Here is a 19,893-nt window from a genome sequence, read left to right as displayed (position 1 = left end):
CTAACGAGAAGTTTTTACAAAGGGAGTGTGGATATGACAGAAAAAGAAAAAGCAATTCAAAAAAGAAGAATTTTCACTTCTTCAGGGATTGTATCGATTTGTGGTATTGTATATCAAGTCCTTTATGGTGCAGCTGGTGGCTATTTATTTGGAGATTCTACACTCTTTTACTGTTTGACAATCGGGCTTTTTTTAAGTGGAATGGGTATCGGTGCCATGCACAGTGAAAAGTTTCACAGCCATTTATTATCAACCTTTATTGTGACAGAGTATCTCATTGCAATTATCGGCGGATTTTCCATTTTTATGGTTTTCTTTATGCAAGCTCACTTCGGTGATGGAACAGCAAAAATAACCTTATATTCTATCATTATTATTACAGGCTATTTAACGGGTTTAGAATTACCGCTTTTGATTCGAAAATCAGAAGAAATTAATGCGGATTTAAAAGAATCTACAGCAAAAGTGCTTTTCTTCGATTATGCGGGAAGTTTAATTGGAACAGTGACGTTTGCCTTGTTATTGAGACCAATGTTAGGTCTTATTAAGACCGCTTTTTTAATTGCATTTATTAATATTATTGTTGCAGTATGGCTAAGTTTTGTCTTTAAAAAAGAAATGAGTCATACCTATTTGCGTTACACTGGTATTGTCTTAACGATTTTAATTGGACTAGGTTTTCTGTTTGGAGAAAAGTACGCTTATACATTGGAAAATAAGTTATACCGGGATCCAATTGTACTAAAAAAAGAAACGAAATATCAAAATATTATTATGACAAAAGGCCCTGGAGATGTTCGATTATATCAAAATGGACAGCTGCAATTCTCAGAGGCAGATGAGCACAGATATCATGAAGCATTAATACATATACCGATGTCTCTCGCTCCTCAAAAACAAAACGTTTTAGTGCTCGGTGGCGGAGATGGTTTAGCGACGAGGGAACTTTTAAAATATAAAGAGGTAAAAACAATCACTTTAGTTGATTTGGATCCAGAGATGATTAAGCTGGCAAAAGAAAATCCTCATTTACTACGATTAAATCAAAAGTCGTTTGATTCGAATAAAATGAATATTATTAATGATGATGCATTCAATTTTTTAAAACGAACACATAAGCTTTATGATGTTATCATCATTGATTTGCCTGATCCAAATAATGAAGCATTGAATAAACTGTACACGTGGGAATTTTATAGTCTTGTTAGAAATCATTTAGCTCCGTCGGGGTTTGTCTCTATACAATCTACTTCGCCAGTATTTGCAACGGAAGCCTTTTGGACCATTAGTAAGACGGTGAAGTCTACAGGACTACATGTGAAAAATTATCATTTAGATATTCCTTCATTTGGAAATTGGGGCTTTACAGTTGCGTCTAGGGATTCGTTTGAAATGAACAATATAAAACTATCTGTAGATACCGAATATTTATCAGAAGAAATGATTCCATCCTTATTTCAATTTGGGAAAGATGAAGATGAAACAATTACAATAGATGGGAAAACCATTGAATTACCTGTTAACCGTTTGAATGAACCGAATTTATTGGACCTATATGAAAAAGGTTGGAATTTTTATTAAAAAAAGCATCTATACGTAGATGCTTTTTTGTTTGGATTTTTTTTCAATAAAGAGAGCGAATATGATGTGTTTTATCCCGCATTAACGGGCAGTAAACCCCACTGAGAAAAGTTTCACTTTATTGATGTGCCTTTCCCGCAGACACATTTTGAGTGAGACGATACCAAAGCCATAAATCGTTAATGATGGAGGCGAGGTCAGCGATTTCTGAATTAAGTATACAGGAAATTTTAAAGTTTTCTTCATGACTTAATCGGTGTTGTTTTTTATTAATGCTATGTTCAAGATCTTTTATACGATCAGGTATTTTCCCGCGAATTTGTTCCCACTTTAATAAAATGGCATGTTGTATTTCTTCAGGTATTTCTTCCCATTGTTCTTGAAAGTCGGGTATTTCAATCTCGAGACGTTCATCATATGTGAAATAGTGTTCCATACACATACCTCCATTTCCTTTTTCTATTGTACCGAAAAAAAGAAAGAAGTTCGACGGAATTATTTGAAAAAATATTTACTAATATCACTTGATTCATTTTGTAAAAGATGATAAAGTTTGAATTAATATTAATAACAATGAATATTTATTCTTTAGGGGGATATAAAATGGAGAAGAAAAAAGTTGTGTTAGCTTATTCCGGAGGTCTTGATACTTCCGTTGCAATTAAATGGTTACAAGAGAAAGAATACGATGTTATTGCACTTTGTTTGGATTTAGGGGAAGGAAAAGATTTAGGGTTTGTTAAAGAAAAAGCACTTTCAGTAGGTGCTAGTAAATCTTATATGATTGATGTTCAAGAAGAGTTTGCGAATGAATATGCATTGATGGCATTGCAAGGCCACACGTTATATGAAGGTAAATATCCACTTGTTTCTGCATTATCTCGCCCGTTAATTGCGAAAAAACTAGTAGAAATTGCAGAACTCGAAGGAGCAAGTGCAGTAGCACATGGATGTACGGGAAAAGGAAATGATCAAGTTCGTTTTGAAGTGTCAATTCAAGCATTAAATCCGTATTTAGAAGTGATTGCTCCGGTACGTGAGTGGAAGTGGTCTCGTGAAGAAGAGATTGCGTATGCAAAAGAAAATGATATCCCAATCCCAATCAATTTAGATAGCCCGTTTTCCATTGACCAAAACTTATGGGGACGCAGCAATGAATGTGGTATTTTAGAAGATCCGTGGGCAGCACCGCCAGAAGAAGCATATGAAATGACATTAGCATTAGAAGATACACCAAATAAACCAGAGTTTGTGGAAATTGGATTTGAAGCAGGCGTACCAACAACATTAAATGGTACTACTTATTCATTTTCAGAATTAATTAAAACGTTAAACTCTCTTGCTGGAAAACACGGCGTAGGACGTATTGACCATGTAGAAAACCGCCTTGTCGGTATTAAATCACGTGAAGTATATGAATGCCCAGCGGCAATGACATTACTTACAGCACATAAAGAGCTAGAAGATTTAACGCTTGTAAAAGAAGTAGCTCACTTTAAACCAATGATTGGGCAAAAATTAACAGAGTTAATTTATAACGGTTTATGGTTCTCACCTTTAAAACCAGCACTTGTTGCTTTTTTACAAGAAACACAAAAATCCGTAACAGGTACAGTACGTGTGAAATTGTTTAAAGGTCATGCAATCGTAGAAGGTCGTAAATCAGAGTACTCTCTATACGATGAAAAATTAGCAACATATACAGTAGATGATGAATTTAACCACGATGCAGCAGTTGGCTTTATTTCTTTATTTGGTCTTCCAACAAAAGTATATAGTCAAGTGAATCAAAAGAAGGTGGAAGCGTGAGCAAGCTTTGGGGCGGCCGTTTTACAGAAAAAGCAGAAGAGTGGGTCGAGGAGTTTGGAGCATCCATCTCCTTTGACCAACAATTAGCGAATCAAGATATTGAAGGAAGTATCGCACATGTTACAATGCTTGCAAAGCAGGGAATTGTAACGAAAGATGAGGCAGAGAAGATAAAGGAAGGCTTGCAATATCTATTAGAAGAAGCAAAAGAAAATAAGCTTAACTTCTCTATAGAAGCTGAGGATATCCACTTAAATATTGAAAAGATGTTAATTGAACAAATTGGTGAAGTTGGAGGCAAACTTCATACAGGCCGAAGTCGTAACGATCAAGTTGCGACAGATATGCACCTATATTTAAAAGAAAAAGTGCAGGACATCATAAAGGCTGCAAAACAATTGCAGAAGGTTCTCGTTCATCAAGCAGAGGAACATATTGAAACAATTATGCCAGGATATACACATTTACAGCGTGCTCAGCCGATTTCATTTGCTCACCATGTACTTGCATACTTCTGGATGTTAGAGCGCGATGTAAATCGCTATGAAGATTCACTGAAACGTATTAATGTTTCTCCGCTTGGAGCAGGTGCTCTTGCAGGGACGACATTTCCAATTGACCGAGAATATAGCGCGGAGCTCCTTGGCTTTGAGGGAATCTATGAAAATAGTTTAGATGCGGTGAGTGATCGTGATTTTATATTAGAGTTTCTTAGCAATTCGTCCATGTTAATGATGCACTTATCAAGATTTTGTGAAGAGCTTATTTTGTGGAGCAGTCAGGAGTTTCAATTTATTGAAATGAGCGACCAATATGCAACAGGAAGCAGCATTATGCCGCAAAAGAAAAATCCTGATATGGCAGAACTTATTCGTGGTAAAACAGGAAGAGTATACGGAAATCTATTTAGTTTATTAACGGTAATGAAAGGATTGCCGCTTGCTTACAACAAAGATTTACAAGAGGATAAAGAAGGAATGTTTGATACAGTTAAAACCGTAGAAGGTTGTCTGCATATTATGGCTGGCATGTTAGAAACAATGACTGTGAATAAGGAAAAAATGGGGCAAGCTGTAAAACAGGACTTCTCCAATGCGACAGAAATCGCAGATTATTTAGCAAGTAAAGGACTCCCATTCCGTCAGGCGCATGAAATTGTCGGGAAGCTTGTGCTTCATTGCACGCAAAAAGGAATCTACCTATTAGATGTACCACTAGAAACATATCAAGAAATGAGCCCACTATTTGAAGAGGATTTATATGAAGTTCTTTCACCTTATGCAGCAGTGAAGCGCCGTAATAGTGCAGGGGGAACAGGATTTACTCAAATAGAAAAAGCGCTCCAAAAAGCGAAGGTGTTAGTGGGAGAAACTGTAAAGAGCTAAATCTATACTTAATAATTATTAGAGGATACTATGTTCAATCCAAGAGCATATATCCTCTTTTTTTATTATAAAATGTATGGCAATACCTTTAGATTTCTATACTATATTCATGCATCATTTTATAATTATTTTCAATAATTATAAAATGATGTTTCTCATGTATCGCTAAAAGTTGAATTGCCTGAATTAGGTTAGGATACTTAGCTATCGGATCTAAAAATACAATATGTCCCGCGATATCTTCTTCTATATTTTTAACTAATGCTTTTATTTCATTTGTCTCGTTCAACAGTAATCTCTCTAATTCTTTCACATCCATAGAATGGCGTATTTTTTTTGATGGTACTAAAATCCAAGGGGCTTTCATCCCTCTTCCGTTTTTTTCTTTAAATTCTGCATAAATGTCATGTATTTCAGTTGCAAAGAGCGTATTTCTTTTCATTTTGGCATATGGAATAAGGACTAAAGAAAATTTAGTCGCGACTTTAAGCATTCTTAAAATTAAATATAAGTGATATAAATGCTCTCCAATAGACCATTTTCCATCTTCTTTTCGATACCATAGCTTTTCGTGTGACAGTGATTGCATTTTAGGGAGAAATAGACATCTTTGCTGATGTAATGCGTGAAAATGTTTTGATATACTTTCAGATTTCATTTATCAGAATCCTCCATTCTATTACACACTAAATCTTCAAGCATGTGACAAGTGACGTTCTATCGATAAGGTGAGATGAATTTATGTATCCATTCTGTTTTTCCTAATTATAACATTATTGTAACTATTTTTTGTTTCGGAATGGGATGTATGTTGGAACAACTCTAGTTCATATAAGATAGTATGCTTGAAAATCTAAGTTTGATAAGCTTGGGGTCTTACTGCCCGTTAATGCGGGATAAAATAAAAGCCTGAAGCATATTTGTTATATCTAATATGTTTCAGGCTTGATTTTTAACAGTACTCCAACAGAAGTCCCCTTCCTCAAGCACGTGCAGGGCATAGCTCAGGTGGTAGGAGGGGTCATTCACGTGTTATTAACAGTTCGGTCTTAATAAACTGCAACTGTACACTTTTTCATTATTCATACTTGTGTTTATCCTCTGTAATACGTATATACTCAATATCCATTAAATCACGCAAAAGAGCCCCATGACTTACTTCAACACCATGTCTTTCTTTGAAGTGCGAGCAAATTGTATCAAGCATTTTGATTTCTTTTTCACTTACATCCAAAATAATACGTTCATGATCTCCCATACATTATCCCTCGTTTCTTTTTTATTAATGTAACCAAACAGATATATTCTACCCTTGGTATTCTAAATTATGTATGTTAATGTAATTATTGGAATAAAAGGAAAGGATGAATGATGAAGCATATTCATTTTATAATTCCGCCAATTGGCTACATCTATGTGCTTTTGCTTCGAAGGAAAATGACGGAGGATGCTAAGCAGACATATTTGGTAGTAGCTACGCTTATGATGGGATTCTGGTCGCTCAAGTTTCTACCTCTATATTTGTATGCGATTGTCATAGTCGTCATAGCATGCCTTATGTTTATTGGAAAATATGTAAAATAAAAAACACCAAGTCTTACATGGACTTAGTGTTTTCAGTTTATATATGTTAAATTTCACCTTGCTCTTCTTCACCTCGAACAACAAGGACATCGCATTTCGCATAGCGAATAATATGTTCAGAGACGCTACCGATTAAGAAACGTTCTACAGCGTTTAAACCAGTCGCACCACACATAATTAAATCCACTTTATGGTTTGGAGCAATTACTTTTGAGATTTTAGATTTTGGATTGCCGAATTCTAATACAGTTTCTACTTTTTCAAGACCAGCTTCCACTGCAGTCTTTTTGTAGTCTTCTAATAAGTCTTCTGCAAATAGATTTGCACGTTCCGCAATTGCACGGCTATATGCCTCTACTGCAGAGTATGCTTTTACATCAACGATATGAGCAATTGTTAATGTTGCGTTGTTACGTTTCGCAACTTGAATGGCTTTTTTAAATGCTTTTTCTGCTTCTTTGGAACCGTCCACTGCAATTAAAATATTTGTATATGTATTATTCATAGTAGATTCCTCCCAATTCTTTTTTATAACCCTTTACAACTTGATTATAAAACAAAATATGGTAACGTGCTTACCGGAAACGTTACAGAATTTTGAAAAGTCTGTTTCAATTCTTTTTAGTTGTAATTGTAGTAAGAACTTGTTACATATGAAGTATAGCAATTTAAAAGGAGGCATGTTTGTGAGACACGCGCTCATTACAGCCGGTACGAAAGGTTTAGGAAAGCAAGTAACAGAGAAATTATTGGCTAAAGGATATTCAGTAACCGTAACATATCACAGCGATGTAAAAGCTGTAGAAAAAATGCGAGAAAAATATAAACATATAGAAGAACGGCTGCAATTTGTCCAAGCGGATGTCACGAAAAAAGAAGATTTACATAAAATAGTAGAAGAAGCAATCGGCCGATTTGGCAAAATCGATTTTTTAATTAATAATGCAGGTCCTTATGTATTTGAACGAAAAAAGTTAATTGATTACGAAGAAGATGAATGGGATGAAATGATACAAGGAAACCTAACAGCCGTATTCCGTTTATTAAAGCTCGTCGTTCCTGTTATGAGGAGACAGCATTTTGGCCGCATTATCAATTATGGATTTCAAGGGGCAGATAGTGCGCCTGGGTGGATGTATCGATCAGCATTTGCAGCTTCGAAGGTAGGACTTGTTTCGTTAACAAAAACAGTTGCGTATGAGGAAGCAGAGTATGGCATTACATCTAATATGGTTTGTCCAGGGGATATTATTGGTGAGATGAAAGAAGCGACCATTCAAGAAGCACGTACGATGCAAGATGACCGGACGCCTATTGGTAGATCGGGAACAGGAGAAGATATTGCTCGAACGATTTCATTTTTATGTGAAGAAGATTCGGATATGATTACAGGTACAATTATAGAAGTAACAGGGGCAGTTGATGTTATTCATCGTTATCGACAAAAATAGATAAATATAAATAAAAGAAACGACATAAAACCCTTCTTTTTAGGTGGGAGAGAGCATCCGGCCATGCATAGAAGCGGTCAGATTCTTTTCCTGCCCAGACATAGTGAAAACAAAGAGAGAAAACGAGTGCAGGTGACCTTTTGTTATCCATAGCCGTGGCTATATGTCGAAAAATCAAAATAGATTTATATAGATAAAGTGAGTGGGGCGAACCAATCGGGCTTTTACGGACAGTGTATCCCCCACCTAGTTTCTTTTCTTTTTTTCATCTTGAGAGGGGAATATTACTGTCCGTTAATGCGGGGTAAATTCTATCGGAAAACTTGCATTATTTTTGTCAAATATTGAAATTTTATGTTAAAATATAAGAGTAGAGAAAGCGCTTTAAAAACTATAATTCAGGGGTCATTTTATAACTCAAGGGGGAATTAGTAATGCGTATCGGTATTCCAACAGAAATTAAAAACAATGAAAACCGCGTGGCAATGACGCCAGCTGGTGCTGTACATTTAGTACACAATGGTCATGAAGTTTTTGTCCAAAAGGGTGCAGGTTTAGGATCTGGTTTTACGGATGAAGAATACGTACAAGCTGGAGCGAAAATTGTTGAAACGGCTGAAGAAGCATGGAATCAAGATATGGTTATGAAGGTAAAAGAGCCAATTGAAAGCGAATATAATTACTTCCGCGAAGGTTTAATTTTATTCACATACTTACACTTAGCTCCAGAACCGGAATTAACAAAAGCTTTAATTGATAACAAAGTTGTATCAATCGCTTATGAAACAGTACAATTAGATAATCGTTCTTTACCACTACTTGCACCTATGAGTGAAGTAGCTGGTCGTATGTCTGCGCAAATTGGTGCACAATTCCTTGAAAAAAATAAAGGCGGCAAAGGTATTTTACTTGCAGGTGTTCCAGGGGTAAAACGCGGAAAAGTAACAATTATCGGCGGTGGCCAAGCTGGTACAAACGCAGCGAAAATCGCAGTAGGTTTAGGGGCTGACGTAACGATTATCGACTTAAGTGCAGAACGTCTTCGTCAATTAGATGACATTTTTGGCAACCAAGTAAAAACGTTAATGTCTAATCCATACAACATTGCACAAGCTGTAAAAGAATCTGATCTTGTCATTGGTGCAGTATTAATTCCAGGTGCAAAAGCACCAAAACTTGTAACAACAGAAATGATTCAATCGATGGAACCGGGTTCTGTTGTAGTAGATATTGCGATTGACCAAGGTGGTATCTTTGAAACAACTGATCGCATTACAACTCATGATAACCCAACTTATGAAAAACACGGCGTTGTTCACTATGCAGTTGCAAACATGCCTGGTGCAGTTCCACGTACATCAACTCTTGCATTAACGAACGTAACAGTACCATATGCAGTACAAATTGCAAACAAAGGCTACAAACAAGCTTGCCTAAGCAACTCTGCATTATTAAAAGGTATTAATACATTAGACGGCTATGTAACATTCGAAGCAGTTGCGGAAGCACATGGCTTACAATACGCTGATGCGAAAGAGCTTCTTGAAAAGGCTCCTGCTTTATCATAATAGAAAAATTGTGAGACCTTCCTTGGATAAGGAGGGTCTTTTTTGTTATTTAAATATTAGAAAACATATTGTGCAGTTTAAATGAAAGGAATTATAGGTAGCAGGGATATATTACTGGAATTTTATCATTTGGTGTGTATATTTTCTCTTGTTAATGCGATTCTTTTTATGATAATTTGGAATTATATAGAAAATATCTGTATTAGAAGAGGGGATTTGATGGGGAGAAAGAGTAACCGGAGAAAGAGTAACCGGAAAAAGCGAAAGAAACAAGGTTATACGGGTTCCAATAAAAATGGCAACATTGTAGTAAAAAAGAAGCCCAGATCTAAATTTGTAAATGGTCTTATAGATGCAGCGAGCATTATTTATTTTGTTACTGGGATCTGTATCTTTGTTTATTTAGGGAATTTAGAGGTCCCATCCGTTTCTTTACATATACTATTAATTGTTGTTTTTATATTAATAGCAATTGCCTTATATGTTCTAGTGTTTGTAGAATTACTGTCGTCTGGAAGGGATAAAGGGAGTTCAAAGAGGAAAAAAGGTTCTTCTTATTCTTCAAGCGGATTTATGGACTACAGCAGTAACGACTGTAGTAGTTCAAGTGATGGAGGAGGAGATTGTGGAGGTGGTGGAGATTAAAAATGAAAGCAATTCACCTTGAAATATTTCATTATTCAGAATGAAATGAGGCGATTTTGAAAGAGATGGCTAATAAAAAATAGTTTAGGAAAAAACGAGATCATTAGAATGGAATAGAACGTCGCAAAAAGGGTGTACAGCAATGAATTTAGCAAAAGAACCACAGGAGAGAGTAAAAGAAAAAATGAATAGAATGAGATGAAGGAAGCTATCGTTAGTTTAGAACGAACTGTACAGGAATTAAAAGAAGAAGTGAAAAAGGTCAGGAAGAAGAAACAGGAAAAAGATATTGATTTTGGAACAATAGGCTTTTGGGTTTGTATGACTATTATTGCACTGGGATGGTTTTGGGGGAAGTAGTAAATGAATTAAGGGGTGGGGATAAAGATGGAAAAAGTAAACCTATTAAAATTCACAAAAGATATTACAGAACAACATAAAAATTTTGTCGTATCAAATGTGAATAGCCATTGTTTACGGATTGCGGTTTTTACAGGGGAATATGATTGGCACTTTCATTCTAATTCGGATGAGTTATTTATCGTATTAGAGGGAGAATTGCTTATCGATTTTCAAGATAAGGATACAGCTGTACTAAAACCGAACGATTCTATTTTGATTCCGGCAGGTACAATTCATCGAACGAGGGCGCTACAGCGAACTGTTAATCTTTGTTTTGAAAACTTAGAAGCGGATACGGTTATTGTGGAGAATGTATGAGAAGGTTAGCTTTAGCAGAATATTATACGATTCTTCCGGTTTTAGAAGGTAACAAACGAACATCTACCTTTGCCTATGCAGTATGTGATCGAATGATAGACGGTGAAATTTTTGTAAACGAGAGATTAACAGCAGGAATGATTGCGACTGCTAATGGGATTTATTATCTATTTGGAGATACTCATGATCAGGAATTTCAGTATACTTTGTTTTCTTATATTCAAAATGACGTTTTAACAAAGAATAAGCGATTCACATTATTTGTTTCTAGTATAGAGTGGGAGACTGTTATTGAAAATCATTTCAGTGATTATTTTATGAAAATACCTCGAAAAACATTTCTATTTCAGAGGGATAGATTTGAAGATAGAAAAAGAGAATTAGATGATTCCACATATAAAATTATGCGTATTAATAAAAACATAATAGAAAAAAGTACTGAATTTACGGAGCAGTATTATAAAGAATATTGGGGTTCAAAAGAAGCTTTTTTAAATGGTGGTGTTGGATTTTGTGTTCTACAAGATCAAAAAGTAGTTGCTGAATGTGTCTCGATTTTTAAAAGTAATCGTTTGGCTGAAATTGATATTGCAACACATCCAGATTATCAAGGAAGAGGATTTGCTCAATTAGTCGCAGCTTATTTCATAGAACATTGCATACAAAATGATATTACGCCGTGCTGGGATTGTAATGTTGATAACATTCCTTCGCAAAAGTTAGCTAGTAAACTAGGTTTTGATAATCCAGTAGAATACGTTTTATATGTGCACAAGAAAGTGGAGGAGTAAAAGATGAACGTCGAATTAACAAGATTCAAAGTGAAACAAGGGAAGAGTCATCGCGTTGATGAGTGGATGAAGCTACTTAACAATCATATGAAAGAAGTTCTTTTGACATTAAACGACGAGAAAATGTATGTTGAGACAATTTTCCGGGAAATAAAAGATGGGGAGGAGTATTTATATTGGTACTCTGTTCAAGGCGAAGGCGGGACGGATGTCGAAAATTCTCAGTATGAAATTGATAAGAAGCATTTAGAGTTTTGGTATGAATGTATTGATGAGGAAACACCTGCTGTTGATATGAAAACTGAAGTTGTTATGATTCAAGACGGTGTAAAAGAAGCGATGAAGTAATACAATGATATTTTTGAATGTGAATGTAGATTGGTAAACACATCAAATGTGATGTGTTTTTTTGTTTGTAGAAATTTTTTGGAAAAGCTGTGTAACGGTTGAGAAACAATAAAGTGAGGATTACTGCTCGGTTAGAAAGGAGTTAATGATATATGTTATAATATGGGAAAAGGGGGCTTTTATGAAGCAAATACATGGGGCAATTTATCTATACATAACGATGATTTTTATTGGGGCATCTTATTGTTTAGGACAGTATTATTCGCATCCAGTTTGGGCTTTTTTGAGCGGGATGTGTATGGCAATTGCTATTTTTGTACACCTTTTCTCAGTTTGGATCGTGCATTTTCAATTAAAGATTAGTGAAATGAACGAAGGTACTTTCTGAGTGCCTTCGTTTTTAGTAGTATTTGCGGAATTCTTTTAACAACGTTTCAATTTATTATTCGCTTACACTTTGTGATAATAATTGCTGTAATTGCGTGTGTGCAATATGGTCGTTTGTGATGAGATGCCAAAAGGTCGTATAGATTAATTTGTCTCGTAAATAGCCATCTCGTGTACCGATATGTTGGAGCATGTTCGAACTTAATTCATCTAGGTTAATCGTAGAATCTATCGTGTAATGATTCAAGCGTAACTCCTCTAGTTGCTGCTGAAGTTGTTTTATAATTTTACCTTCCTTTAGTGGGAATATTCTTAATTTTAATGTTGTGATGAAAATGAATTGTACACAATGAATAATGAGAAGAGTTGCTAAGGAGGATGAAATGAAGAAGAAAATCTCAATGATTTGTATGTTCGTTTTGTTGGGCCCTTCTCTTACAATATTAACATCATGTACATTTAAACAAACTGCTACAGAAGAAGGCTACGTGATGTTGAGAAATGATACTGTATATTTCATTACTAATAAAAATTTTGAAACAAAAGAAGAGTTACAAAGTTATATGGATCGACAAATAAATGAGAAAGTTCCAGCTGACATGATTCTAAAATTTGATGATAAAAGCGCATATAAACAGTTGAAATCAGGTTATAAAGTAAAAGTATGGTCTTCTGAGGTATTTACAAGTTATCCAGGACAAATGATTGTTAAGAAATTTGAAATAGTAGAGAGAAATGATAGTTTTAAAGAAAAAAGGTAGCGACTAAGCTACCTTTTTTCTTTATTTCACAAACTGTAATTCTTTCGGGAATTTTGTTAAAATTTCCACGCCGTCTTTTGTTACGTAAATATCATCCTCAATACGAACGCCACCTACGTTTGGTACGTAAATACCTGGTTCGATTGTGAAGACCATTCCTTCTTTTAATGGAGATTGGTTGCCTTCTTTTACATCTGGATATTCGTGTACGCTAATGCCGAGTCCGTGACCAAGGCGGTGTGGGAAGAATTCGCCGTAACCTGCATCTGCGATAACAGAGCGAGCGGCACGGTCGATTTCGCCAAATGTAACGCCTGGTTTACATGTTTCAATTGCTTGTAATTGTCCTGCGAGTACAGTGTTATAAATGCGAGTTTGTTCTTCTGAAATATCGCCAAACGCAACTGTACGTGTAATGTCAGAACAGTAACCATCAATAATTACACCTAAGTCAAACAGTACAAAGTCGCCGCGCTGCATTTTGTTTCCACCTGGTATACCGTGTGGTAGTGCAGAATTTGCGCCTGTTAATACCATTGTGTCAAAGGACATTTTATGTATGCCTTTTTTCTTTAACTCATGCTCGATAATTGCTAAAACTTCTAATTCACTGCGGTTTTCCTCGATGGCATTTACACCAATTTCAACAGCAAAGTCTGCCATGTAAGCGGCCTGACGTAAAATAGAAAGTTCTTTTTCATCTTTAATTAAACGAAGTTCGCGTACTTTTTCTTCAGCAGATTTGAAAGCTGCTTTTGGGAATAATTTTGTTAATTCTTCATAGCGTTCTACATTTAAATGTTCTTTTTCAATTGCAACTGCATTTGCATCAATGCCGCGATCTGCGATTGTTTTCGCAATCATGTCCCATGGCTTGTCTGTGTCAGTAAATCCAATGATTTCGTGTGCCCAGCCAGCGTTTCGAGCTTGGCCTTCTTCCATTTTAGGACAGATTAAAATTGGTTCTTTCTCTTGGAATACAAATAGACCGAGTAGTCTTTCGTGTGGTTCACAATGGAAGTTCGTCATGTAGAAGACGTTCGGTGTAGAAGTTAAGAATGCAGCTTCCACGTTTTGTTCTTGTAGCCATTGCGTTAATTTTTCTAATCTAGTATTCATATATTTGCACCTCCGAGATTTCCGTTACATGTATAACTTTACATCGGATGAAAGCGTTATGACAAGTGAATCGCTATTTGAAAAGACAGGAAATTGTGAACTCATGTAGAATAAAAGGTGTGAATGTAAATAAGGGAGGAATGTAAAGAATGAAAATATCTTATCACGGCCATTCAGTTGTGAAAATTGAAACGCATGGAAAAGTTATTTTAATTGATCCGTTTCTGACAGGTAATCCGAAAACCGATTTAAAAGCTGAAGAGGTAAAAGTGGATGCAATTATTTTATCCCACGGTCATGGTGATCATGTCGGCGATACAGTAGCACTTGCAAAGAAAAATAATGCGGTTGTTGTTGCACCGTTTGAACTTGCGACATTTTTAGGATGGCAAGGTGTAAATACGCATCCAATGCACATTGGTGGTTCACATGTATTTGATTTTGGAAAAGTGAAATTTACACAAGCATTCCATGGTTCTAGTTATATTGATGAAGATAACAAAACGATTACATATACAGGGATGCCAGCAGGAATCTTATTCACGGCAGAAGACAAAACAGTGTACCATGCAGGGGATACGGCGTTATTTTCTGATATGAAACTGATTGGCTCTCTCAATCAAATCGATGTGGCATTTTTACCAATTGGTGATAATTTTACAATGGGACCAGAAGATGCTGTGCTTGCAGCAGAATGGATTGGGGCGAAAATCGTTGTCCCAATGCACTATAATACGTTCCCTGTTATTGAACAAGATCCATATCTTTTTATAGGGAAATTAATAGGTAGTACCGGAAAAGTGTTAGAAGCCGGGGAGGCTATTACATTATAAAAAAGAAACCCTTCATTTGGATACAAAGTGAAGGGTTTTTTACGTGTGTAGTATAGGTTTGAAAGTCTGTGTTTGTTTAGGTGTTTCTTTCGTTTTTTGCAATTCTTGTTTCGGTGTTTCATTTAACTCCATTGCAACTCTTTTTCCGTCTACGAATGCTAAGAATACTGCACCTACAACTTCTAAAAAATTTTTCATATCGCATCGCTCCTTTGTTTGATTTCTTGTCTTTATTGTACCTCTGAAGTTAGGGACAAACTATCGAATGAGATGACAATAGCATTACACTGTTGTAAGAGTCATTTTGTTATAAAAAAAATAGTACAGGTATATAAAGATACAGTGTAACAGTTTGGAAAATATAGTATACTGAAATACAGCACACGAAGAATTTAGGGAAAAGAAAGTATGGTGAAACCATTTGGCTACCAAACATAATCAAATTTTAGAATATATCAATAGTCTGCCGATAGGGCATAAAATTTCTGTGCGTCAAATTGCAAAAGAATTGAGTGTAAGTGAAGGGACAGCTTACCGTGCGATTAAAGATGCGGAGAATAAAGGGTATGTTAGTACAATTGAACGGGTTGGGACAATACGTATTGAACAGAAGAAAAAAGAGAATATTGAAAAACTGACTTTTGCAGAAGTTGTCAATATTGTTGATGGTCAAGTACTTGGCGGAAGAGAAGGACTACATAAGACATTAAATAAATTTCTCATCGGGGCGATGAAGTTAGAAGCGATGATGCGTTATACAGAAGCAGGGAACTTGCTTATCATTGGGAATCGTACGCAAGCACATCAATTGGCGTTAGAAGAAGGAGCTGCTGTATTAATTACAGGTGGATTTGATACAGAAGAACATGTGAAAAGATTAGCAGATGAGTTAAAGTTACCGATTATTTCGAGTAGCTATGATACGTTCACTGTGGCGACGCTTATTAACCGTGCAATTTATGATCAACTTATAAAAAAAGAAATTGTACTCGTTGAAGATATTTTAACACCGATTGAAGAGACTTTATGTTTAAAGCCTAGCGATACAGTAGCGCAATGGCATGTGTATAATGAAGAGACGATGCATGGGCGTTATCCAATTGTTGATGAAACAAATAAGGTGCTAGGTATTGTAACCTCAAAAGATATGATTGGTGTAGCAAAAGAAATGCCGATTGAAAAGGTAATGACAAAGCAGCCGATTACGGTAAATGGGAAAATGTCAGTTGCAGCTGCGGCACGTATGATGGTGTGGGAAGGGATTGAACTTCTTCCTGTTGTCGAAGAGGGAAATAAACTTCAGGGGATTATTAGTCGTCAAGACGTATTACAAGCATTGCAAATGATTCAACGTCAACCACAAGTAGGAGAAACGATTGATGATATTGTGACGAATCAATTTGTAAATCCGAAAGAAGCAAAACAAGAACAGAGTTATCAATTTTCTGTGACACCGCAAATGACGAATTCAATTGGAACATTATCATACGGTGTGTTTACAACGATTGTAACGGAAGCGACGAACCGCGTGATTCGTGCACAGAAAAAAAGCGATTTAATTGTTGAAAACTTAACAATTTATTTTGTAAAGCCAGTTCAAATTGATAATATTGTATCCGTGCATCCGAAAGTATTAGAAATTGGACGTAAATTTGGTAAAGTCGATGTTGAAGTACATCACGAAGGAAATGTGGTTGGGAGAGCATTGTTAATGGTGCAATTAATTGATCGTTAAGCATAAGAAATAGCTGAATGCAGAGTTCCTTTTTAGTGGGAAGTTCATTCAGCTATTTTTTTGTCCCGCAGTAACGGGCAGTAATACCCCCACCTCAAATTTCGACAAGAGCAAAGAAGTTAGGTGAGGGATGAAGACCCCCTACTGAGTAAAGCTTTACTTTATAAAAGTGTATGAATACAGTTAATAATAATGAGATTGTGGGAAGGTTATATTCCATGAAGTGAAGGTAATATTAGAGTCGGAATCGTAATGTCTCATATACCAAACTTCATATAGACCATTTAGAATGAAGGTTATAATAGGGGCTACGAAAATTTTCTTCATAAATATAGAAACCAATACACCTAAGCCAATGGAGACAAGAGGGACAATGAATAGTTACATAAGAAAAGGATTAATTTAATCAATCGAAATAATCAATTTTCCCTTCATCTGGTAATTTGATTATAGTATAATTAAATTACCAAATAATTGGTATATAAAAAGAAAAAGGATGGTGTTCAATATGTCATCAGCTTGGCTCTTTTTTGGTAGTATTGCATTGTTTTATTTTCTTATTATGATACCTATTCAGTATCTTTATATTGAAGGGTTAAATGAACAAAGACAAAGAACAAGACTTTCACAGCAAGAACTTTATAAAAATATGTCTTTTGAAGAAGAGCAATTGCATTTTTATGTGCAGGGAAACTCTTTTAATATACCCCCTGCATTTGTTGCATATATGATTTTGAAAATGAAAGGACGTAAAAAAGCATCAGAATAAATCTCTGATGCTTTTTTACATTGTTTTATAGGCTTCTGCTTCTTCCGCCGCAAGTGGCAAGAAGTGTTTATATTGGCGAAATCCGTTGAAAATACTCGCTCCACCAAACGCTATAAATAAAATACCAACTACGATGCGCACGGTGGAAGCATCTAAGAAAAATTGATTCACTCCAAATAATGCAACAAATAAGCCGAGTGCCATTGCTGATTTTCCTGAAAGCCATCCTTTTTCCATCGGACGGTTTGTACGAAAATATTTTGTTTTATAGAAGAGATACAACATAAATGAGATGATAATACAAAAGACTAATACTGGCATGATACAATCCTCCATCGTTTTGTATAGAATGTATCTCCAAATGTGTTTTATGTGTTGGCAAGGAAGTGAATGGAGATAAGAGAAAAAATTATCGGAACTTTCACACTGTTATTATAAAGCAATTGTCTCCTTGTATAAATTGTTTTACGTTATAATGAAGGATAAAGTGAGACTTTTATAATAAATTGTGTGGAAATCGATTAAAAGGAGACTAGTACATATGCATGAACAAATTTTAGCAGCGATTAAACAGTTTGATACAATCATTATTCACCGTCACGTGCGTCCAGACCCGGATGCGTTAGGATCTCAATGTGGCCTTGGAACGATGCTACAGCAATCGTTTCCAGAGAAAAAGATTTATATGGTTGGATACAGTGAACCATCTTTATCTTATTTACGTGTGATGGATGAAATCGATGATGAAGTGTATGAAGATGCCCTTGTTATCGTTTGTGATACAGCAAATCAAGAACGTGTTTGTGATCAGCGTTATACGAAAGGGAAGATGCTCATTAAAATCGATCATCATCCAAATGAAGATCCGTATGGAGATATTACATGGGTCGATACGACATCAAGCTCTACAAGTGAGCTCATTTATGAGTTTTATTCTTACGGAAAAGATAAAGGTTTAACGCTAACAAAAGAATCAGCCCGTCTTATTTTAGCAGGTATCGTTGGAGATACAGGGCGTTTTTTATTCCCAAATACATCTGCAAGAACGCTTCGCTTTGCATCTGAGCTTGTTGAAATGGGTGTGGAGTTTCCTGCATTATATAATGAAATGTATAAGACAAAAGAACGGATTGCTCGTTTAAATGGATACATTTTACAAAACTTTACGATGACAGAAGAAGGGGCTGCATATATAAAGCTTACAAAAGAAGTGCTAGAGCAGTTTAATGTGCTTCCTTCTGAGGCATCTGGTGTTGTTGGAGCGCTTGGAAATATCGAAGGGTTACAAGCTTGGGTTCTATTTTTAGAGGAAGAAGACGTGATTCGTGTACGTCTTCGTTCAAAAGGTCCAGTAATCAATAAGTTAGCAATGCGATATAACGGCGGAGGTCATCCGATGGCTTCTGGTGCAAAAGCATTTTCTTGGGAAGAAGCAGATCGTATCTTTGCTGACTTACGTGAAATATGTAAATGACAAGAAAGGTAGAGCATCGCTCTACCTTTCTTGTTTTATATTGATGCTAATTTCGAGTACAGTATCAAAAGAAATCGTTTCAATTTTGAAACGATAGCTTCGGTCATAATGTTTATATACTTTATTTTCAATTGTTTTCTTTAGTAGTTCTTTATTTTTTGCTACGCTCTGCACATGTTTTGTTAAGAGGTGACGGAGGTCGTTTTGGATAGAGGTTGTAATATTTTCAAGAGTAAGGCTGTCTAAGTCATATTTATCATGATTCGAAATTTCAATTTTAATTTCTTGGATTGTTAAGAGGTTTTTATTTTCTTCGTTTAATTTATTACGATCTTCTAGGAGGACATGTAGCCTCTGTTTTTGTTCATTAATTATTTTTTCTTGTTTCCCAATTGTACGTGCTTGATCCTCCTGAAAAACGCCATATATGTACAAGAAAATAATCCAGCTTAAAATGCCTCCAACAGCAGCTCCTCCTAAAAATAAATACCACCGTTTAGCGATAGAAGCACTTGGAACTTTCATACATGCTCCTGTGTAATCCATTTAATAATAACAAATCCGGTTTGCATGCCGCCTGTTGCAAATAAAATGAGTAAAATTTGTTTCACAATATCTTTTGTAGCCCCTTCAAAAAAGGTTCGTTCAAAGCTATAAAATGTATCAAAAGTTCCGCCAATTGCCGCAACGAGTGCCCAAATTCGTAAATTTTGTGAGAATTGATTAATCATTGTAAGTGGTGGCTTTCCGACAAGGAATGCTCCAATTCCTCCGATTAAAGAACCACCAAGCATTACCCCAAAGGCAATAAAGTAACTTGTGATGAGAAGAGAGAAAAAAGTTTGTCTTACATCCATCATCATTCCCCTTTCTTCTTCATGTATATGGACAAAGTATAAGAAGTATGTTTTGATTTCCGCTTTCGTCATCACC

26 protein-coding genes and 2 pseudogenes are annotated in these 19,893 nt (G+C 35.7%); 17 read left to right on the top strand and 11 right to left on the bottom strand.

Annotated elements, in window-relative coordinates:
• The first annotated feature begins 33 nt into the window (after positions 1-33).
• Entirely contained in the window at positions 34-1,581 is a 1,548-nt protein-coding gene (locus tag QRE67_RS21665) for a polyamine aminopropyltransferase (RefSeq protein WP_286122252.1), read from the top strand.
• A gap of 118 nt (positions 1,582-1,699) precedes the next feature.
• On the opposite strand, the gene QRE67_RS21660 is transcribed toward QRE67_RS21665, so the two are convergent.
• Positions 1,700-2,017, bottom strand: a complete 318-nt coding sequence (locus QRE67_RS21660) for a radical SAM protein (protein ID WP_286122251.1) — start codon at positions 2,015-2,017, stop codon at positions 1,700-1,702.
• 167 nt (positions 2,018-2,184) lie between these two features.
• Between QRE67_RS21660 and QRE67_RS21655 the strand changes: the two genes are divergently transcribed.
• Positions 2,185-3,390 carry an argininosuccinate synthase gene (locus QRE67_RS21655; RefSeq protein WP_286122250.1) on the top strand — a complete coding sequence of 402 codons (1,206 nt, stop codon included), beginning with the start codon at positions 2,185-2,187 and terminating at the stop codon, positions 3,388-3,390.
• Positions 3,387-4,775: an argininosuccinate lyase gene (gene argH, locus QRE67_RS21650; RefSeq protein WP_286122249.1), complete on the top strand. Its 1,389-nt coding sequence runs from the start codon at positions 3,387-3,389 to the stop codon at positions 4,773-4,775. Before QRE67_RS21655 ends, argH begins: the two co-directional genes overlap by 4 nt.
• Before the next feature lie 88 nt (positions 4,776-4,863).
• On the opposite strand, the gene QRE67_RS21645 is transcribed toward argH, so the two are convergent.
• Both QRE67_RS21645 and QRE67_RS21640 read right to left on the bottom strand, forming a co-directional pair.
• Positions 4,864-5,433, bottom strand: a complete 570-nt coding sequence (locus QRE67_RS21645) for a DinB family protein (RefSeq protein ID WP_286122248.1) — start codon at positions 5,431-5,433, stop codon at positions 4,864-4,866.
• A 420-nt stretch (positions 5,434-5,853) separates the two neighbouring features.
• A complete protein-coding gene (locus QRE67_RS21640; RefSeq protein ID WP_286122247.1) occupies positions 5,854-6,033 on the bottom strand; it encodes a ProA domain protein in 180 nt (59 codons plus the stop codon).
• Between the two features lie 128 nt (positions 6,034-6,161).
• Between QRE67_RS21640 and QRE67_RS21635 the strand changes: the two are divergent.
• A pseudogene (locus QRE67_RS21635) lies at positions 6,162-6,359 on the top strand (hypothetical protein); the annotation flags it as partial.
• Positions 6,360-6,405: 46 nt separating this feature from the next.
• Here the strand turns inward: QRE67_RS21635 and QRE67_RS21630 are convergent.
• Positions 6,406-6,864, bottom strand: coding sequence for a universal stress protein (locus tag QRE67_RS21630; RefSeq protein WP_286122246.1), 459 nt, complete (start codon positions 6,862-6,864; stop codon positions 6,406-6,408).
• 148 nt (positions 6,865-7,012) lie between these two features.
• Between QRE67_RS21630 and QRE67_RS21625 the strand changes: the two genes are divergently transcribed.
• From QRE67_RS21625 to QRE67_RS21590, 8 genes are all read left to right on the top strand, one after another.
• A complete protein-coding gene (locus tag QRE67_RS21625) occupies positions 7,013-7,810 on the top strand; it encodes an SDR family oxidoreductase (RefSeq protein ID WP_286122244.1) in 798 nt (265 codons plus the stop codon).
• A gap of 434 nt (positions 7,811-8,244) precedes the next feature.
• Entirely contained in the window at positions 8,245-9,378 is a 1,134-nt protein-coding gene (gene ald / locus QRE67_RS21620; protein WP_286122243.1) for an alanine dehydrogenase, read from the top strand.
• Positions 9,379-9,459: 81 nt separating this feature from the next.
• Positions 9,460-10,023: a YxzE family protein gene (locus tag QRE67_RS21615; protein ID WP_286122242.1), complete on the top strand. Its 564-nt coding sequence runs from the start codon at positions 9,460-9,462 to the stop codon at positions 10,021-10,023.
• 198 nt (positions 10,024-10,221) lie between these two features.
• Complete coding sequence (locus QRE67_RS21610; RefSeq protein ID WP_286122241.1) at positions 10,222-10,383, top strand: phosphodiesterase; 162 nt, start codon at positions 10,222-10,224, stop codon at positions 10,381-10,383.
• Positions 10,384-10,410: 27 nt separating this feature from the next.
• Positions 10,411-10,743 carry a cupin domain-containing protein gene (locus QRE67_RS21605; RefSeq protein ID WP_286122240.1) on the top strand — a complete coding sequence of 111 codons (333 nt, stop codon included), beginning with the start codon at positions 10,411-10,413 and terminating at the stop codon, positions 10,741-10,743.
• A complete protein-coding gene (locus tag QRE67_RS21600) occupies positions 10,740-11,534 on the top strand; it encodes a GNAT family N-acetyltransferase (RefSeq protein WP_286122239.1) in 795 nt (264 codons plus the stop codon). Before QRE67_RS21605 ends, QRE67_RS21600 begins: the two co-directional genes overlap by 4 nt.
• 3 nt (positions 11,535-11,537) lie before the next feature.
• Positions 11,538-11,882 carry a DUF6176 family protein gene (locus QRE67_RS21595; RefSeq protein WP_286122238.1) on the top strand — a complete coding sequence of 115 codons (345 nt, stop codon included), beginning with the start codon at positions 11,538-11,540 and terminating at the stop codon, positions 11,880-11,882.
• Positions 11,883-12,063: 181 nt separating this feature from the next.
• Positions 12,064-12,270, top strand: coding sequence for a hypothetical protein (locus QRE67_RS21590; protein ID WP_286122237.1), 207 nt, complete (start codon positions 12,064-12,066; stop codon positions 12,268-12,270).
• Between the two features lie 57 nt (positions 12,271-12,327).
• Here the strand turns inward: QRE67_RS21590 and QRE67_RS21585 are convergent.
• A pseudogene (locus QRE67_RS21585) lies at positions 12,328-12,552 on the bottom strand (DUF2785 domain-containing protein); the annotation flags it as partial.
• A gap of 100 nt (positions 12,553-12,652) precedes the next feature.
• Here QRE67_RS21585 and QRE67_RS21580 point away from each other — a divergent pair.
• Positions 12,653-13,030, top strand: coding sequence for a DUF3221 domain-containing protein (locus QRE67_RS21580; protein ID WP_286122236.1), 378 nt, complete (start codon positions 12,653-12,655; stop codon positions 13,028-13,030).
• A 21-nt stretch (positions 13,031-13,051) separates the two neighbouring features.
• Here the strand turns inward: QRE67_RS21580 and pepQ are convergent, their stop codons facing one another.
• Entirely contained in the window at positions 13,052-14,149 is a 1,098-nt protein-coding gene (gene pepQ / locus QRE67_RS21575; protein ID WP_286122235.1) for a Xaa-Pro dipeptidase, read from the bottom strand.
• 149 nt (positions 14,150-14,298) lie between these two features.
• Between pepQ and QRE67_RS21570 the strand changes: the two genes are divergently transcribed.
• Positions 14,299-14,982: a metal-dependent hydrolase gene (locus QRE67_RS21570; protein WP_286122234.1), complete on the top strand. Its 684-nt coding sequence runs from the start codon at positions 14,299-14,301 to the stop codon at positions 14,980-14,982.
• A 39-nt stretch (positions 14,983-15,021) separates the two neighbouring features.
• Here the strand turns inward: QRE67_RS21570 and QRE67_RS21565 are convergent, their stop codons facing one another.
• The gene (locus QRE67_RS21565; protein WP_286122233.1) at positions 15,022-15,180 is read right to left on the bottom strand and encodes a hypothetical protein; all 159 of its coding nucleotides are present in this window, start codon (positions 15,178-15,180) and stop codon (positions 15,022-15,024) included.
• 223 nt (positions 15,181-15,403) lie between these two features.
• Here QRE67_RS21565 and QRE67_RS21560 point away from each other — a divergent pair, with 223 nt between their 5' ends.
• Positions 15,404-16,717, top strand: coding sequence for a DRTGG domain-containing protein (locus QRE67_RS21560; protein ID WP_286122232.1), 1,314 nt, complete (start codon positions 15,404-15,406; stop codon positions 16,715-16,717).
• A gap of 183 nt (positions 16,718-16,900) precedes the next feature.
• Here QRE67_RS21560 and QRE67_RS28720 read toward each other — a convergent pair whose 3' ends face one another.
• Positions 16,901-17,092 carry a DUF2651 family protein gene (locus QRE67_RS28720; protein WP_353507086.1) on the bottom strand — a complete coding sequence of 64 codons (192 nt, stop codon included), beginning with the start codon at positions 17,090-17,092 and terminating at the stop codon, positions 16,901-16,903.
• A 133-nt stretch (positions 17,093-17,225) separates the two neighbouring features.
• Between QRE67_RS28720 and QRE67_RS21555 the strand changes: the two genes are divergently transcribed.
• On the top strand, positions 17,226-17,486 hold the full coding sequence (locus QRE67_RS21555; RefSeq protein ID WP_286122231.1) for a DUF3949 domain-containing protein: 261 nt from the start codon (positions 17,226-17,228) through the stop codon (positions 17,484-17,486).
• A 15-nt stretch (positions 17,487-17,501) separates the two neighbouring features.
• Here the strand turns inward: QRE67_RS21555 and QRE67_RS21550 are convergent, their stop codons facing one another.
• Positions 17,502-17,807 carry a YtpI family protein gene (locus QRE67_RS21550; protein ID WP_286122230.1) on the bottom strand — a complete coding sequence of 102 codons (306 nt, stop codon included), beginning with the start codon at positions 17,805-17,807 and terminating at the stop codon, positions 17,502-17,504.
• A gap of 220 nt (positions 17,808-18,027) precedes the next feature.
• Between QRE67_RS21550 and QRE67_RS21545 the strand changes: the two genes are divergently transcribed.
• Complete coding sequence (locus QRE67_RS21545; protein ID WP_286122229.1) at positions 18,028-18,960, top strand: DHH family phosphoesterase; 933 nt, start codon at positions 18,028-18,030, stop codon at positions 18,958-18,960.
• A gap of 21 nt (positions 18,961-18,981) precedes the next feature.
• Here QRE67_RS21545 and ytrI read toward each other — a convergent pair whose 3' ends face one another.
• Both ytrI and ytrH read right to left on the bottom strand, forming a co-directional pair.
• A complete protein-coding gene (gene ytrI, locus QRE67_RS21540) occupies positions 18,982-19,485 on the bottom strand; it encodes a sporulation membrane protein YtrI (protein WP_286122228.1) in 504 nt (167 codons plus the stop codon).
• The gene (gene ytrH, locus QRE67_RS21535; RefSeq protein WP_286122227.1) at positions 19,482-19,892 is read right to left on the bottom strand and encodes a sporulation membrane protein YtrH; all 411 of its coding nucleotides are present in this window, start codon (positions 19,890-19,892) and stop codon (positions 19,482-19,484) included. Before ytrH ends, ytrI begins: the two co-directional genes overlap by 4 nt.
• Between the last annotated feature and the right edge of the window lies 1 nt (position 19,893).

The organism is Bacillus sp. DX3.1 (assembly GCF_030292155.1).
Classification (GTDB): Bacteria; Bacillota; Bacilli; order Bacillales; family Bacillaceae_G; genus Bacillus_A.
The sequence above is the reverse complement of the archived record's forward strand: the minus strand, read 5'-3'. Positions and strand labels throughout refer to the sequence as shown.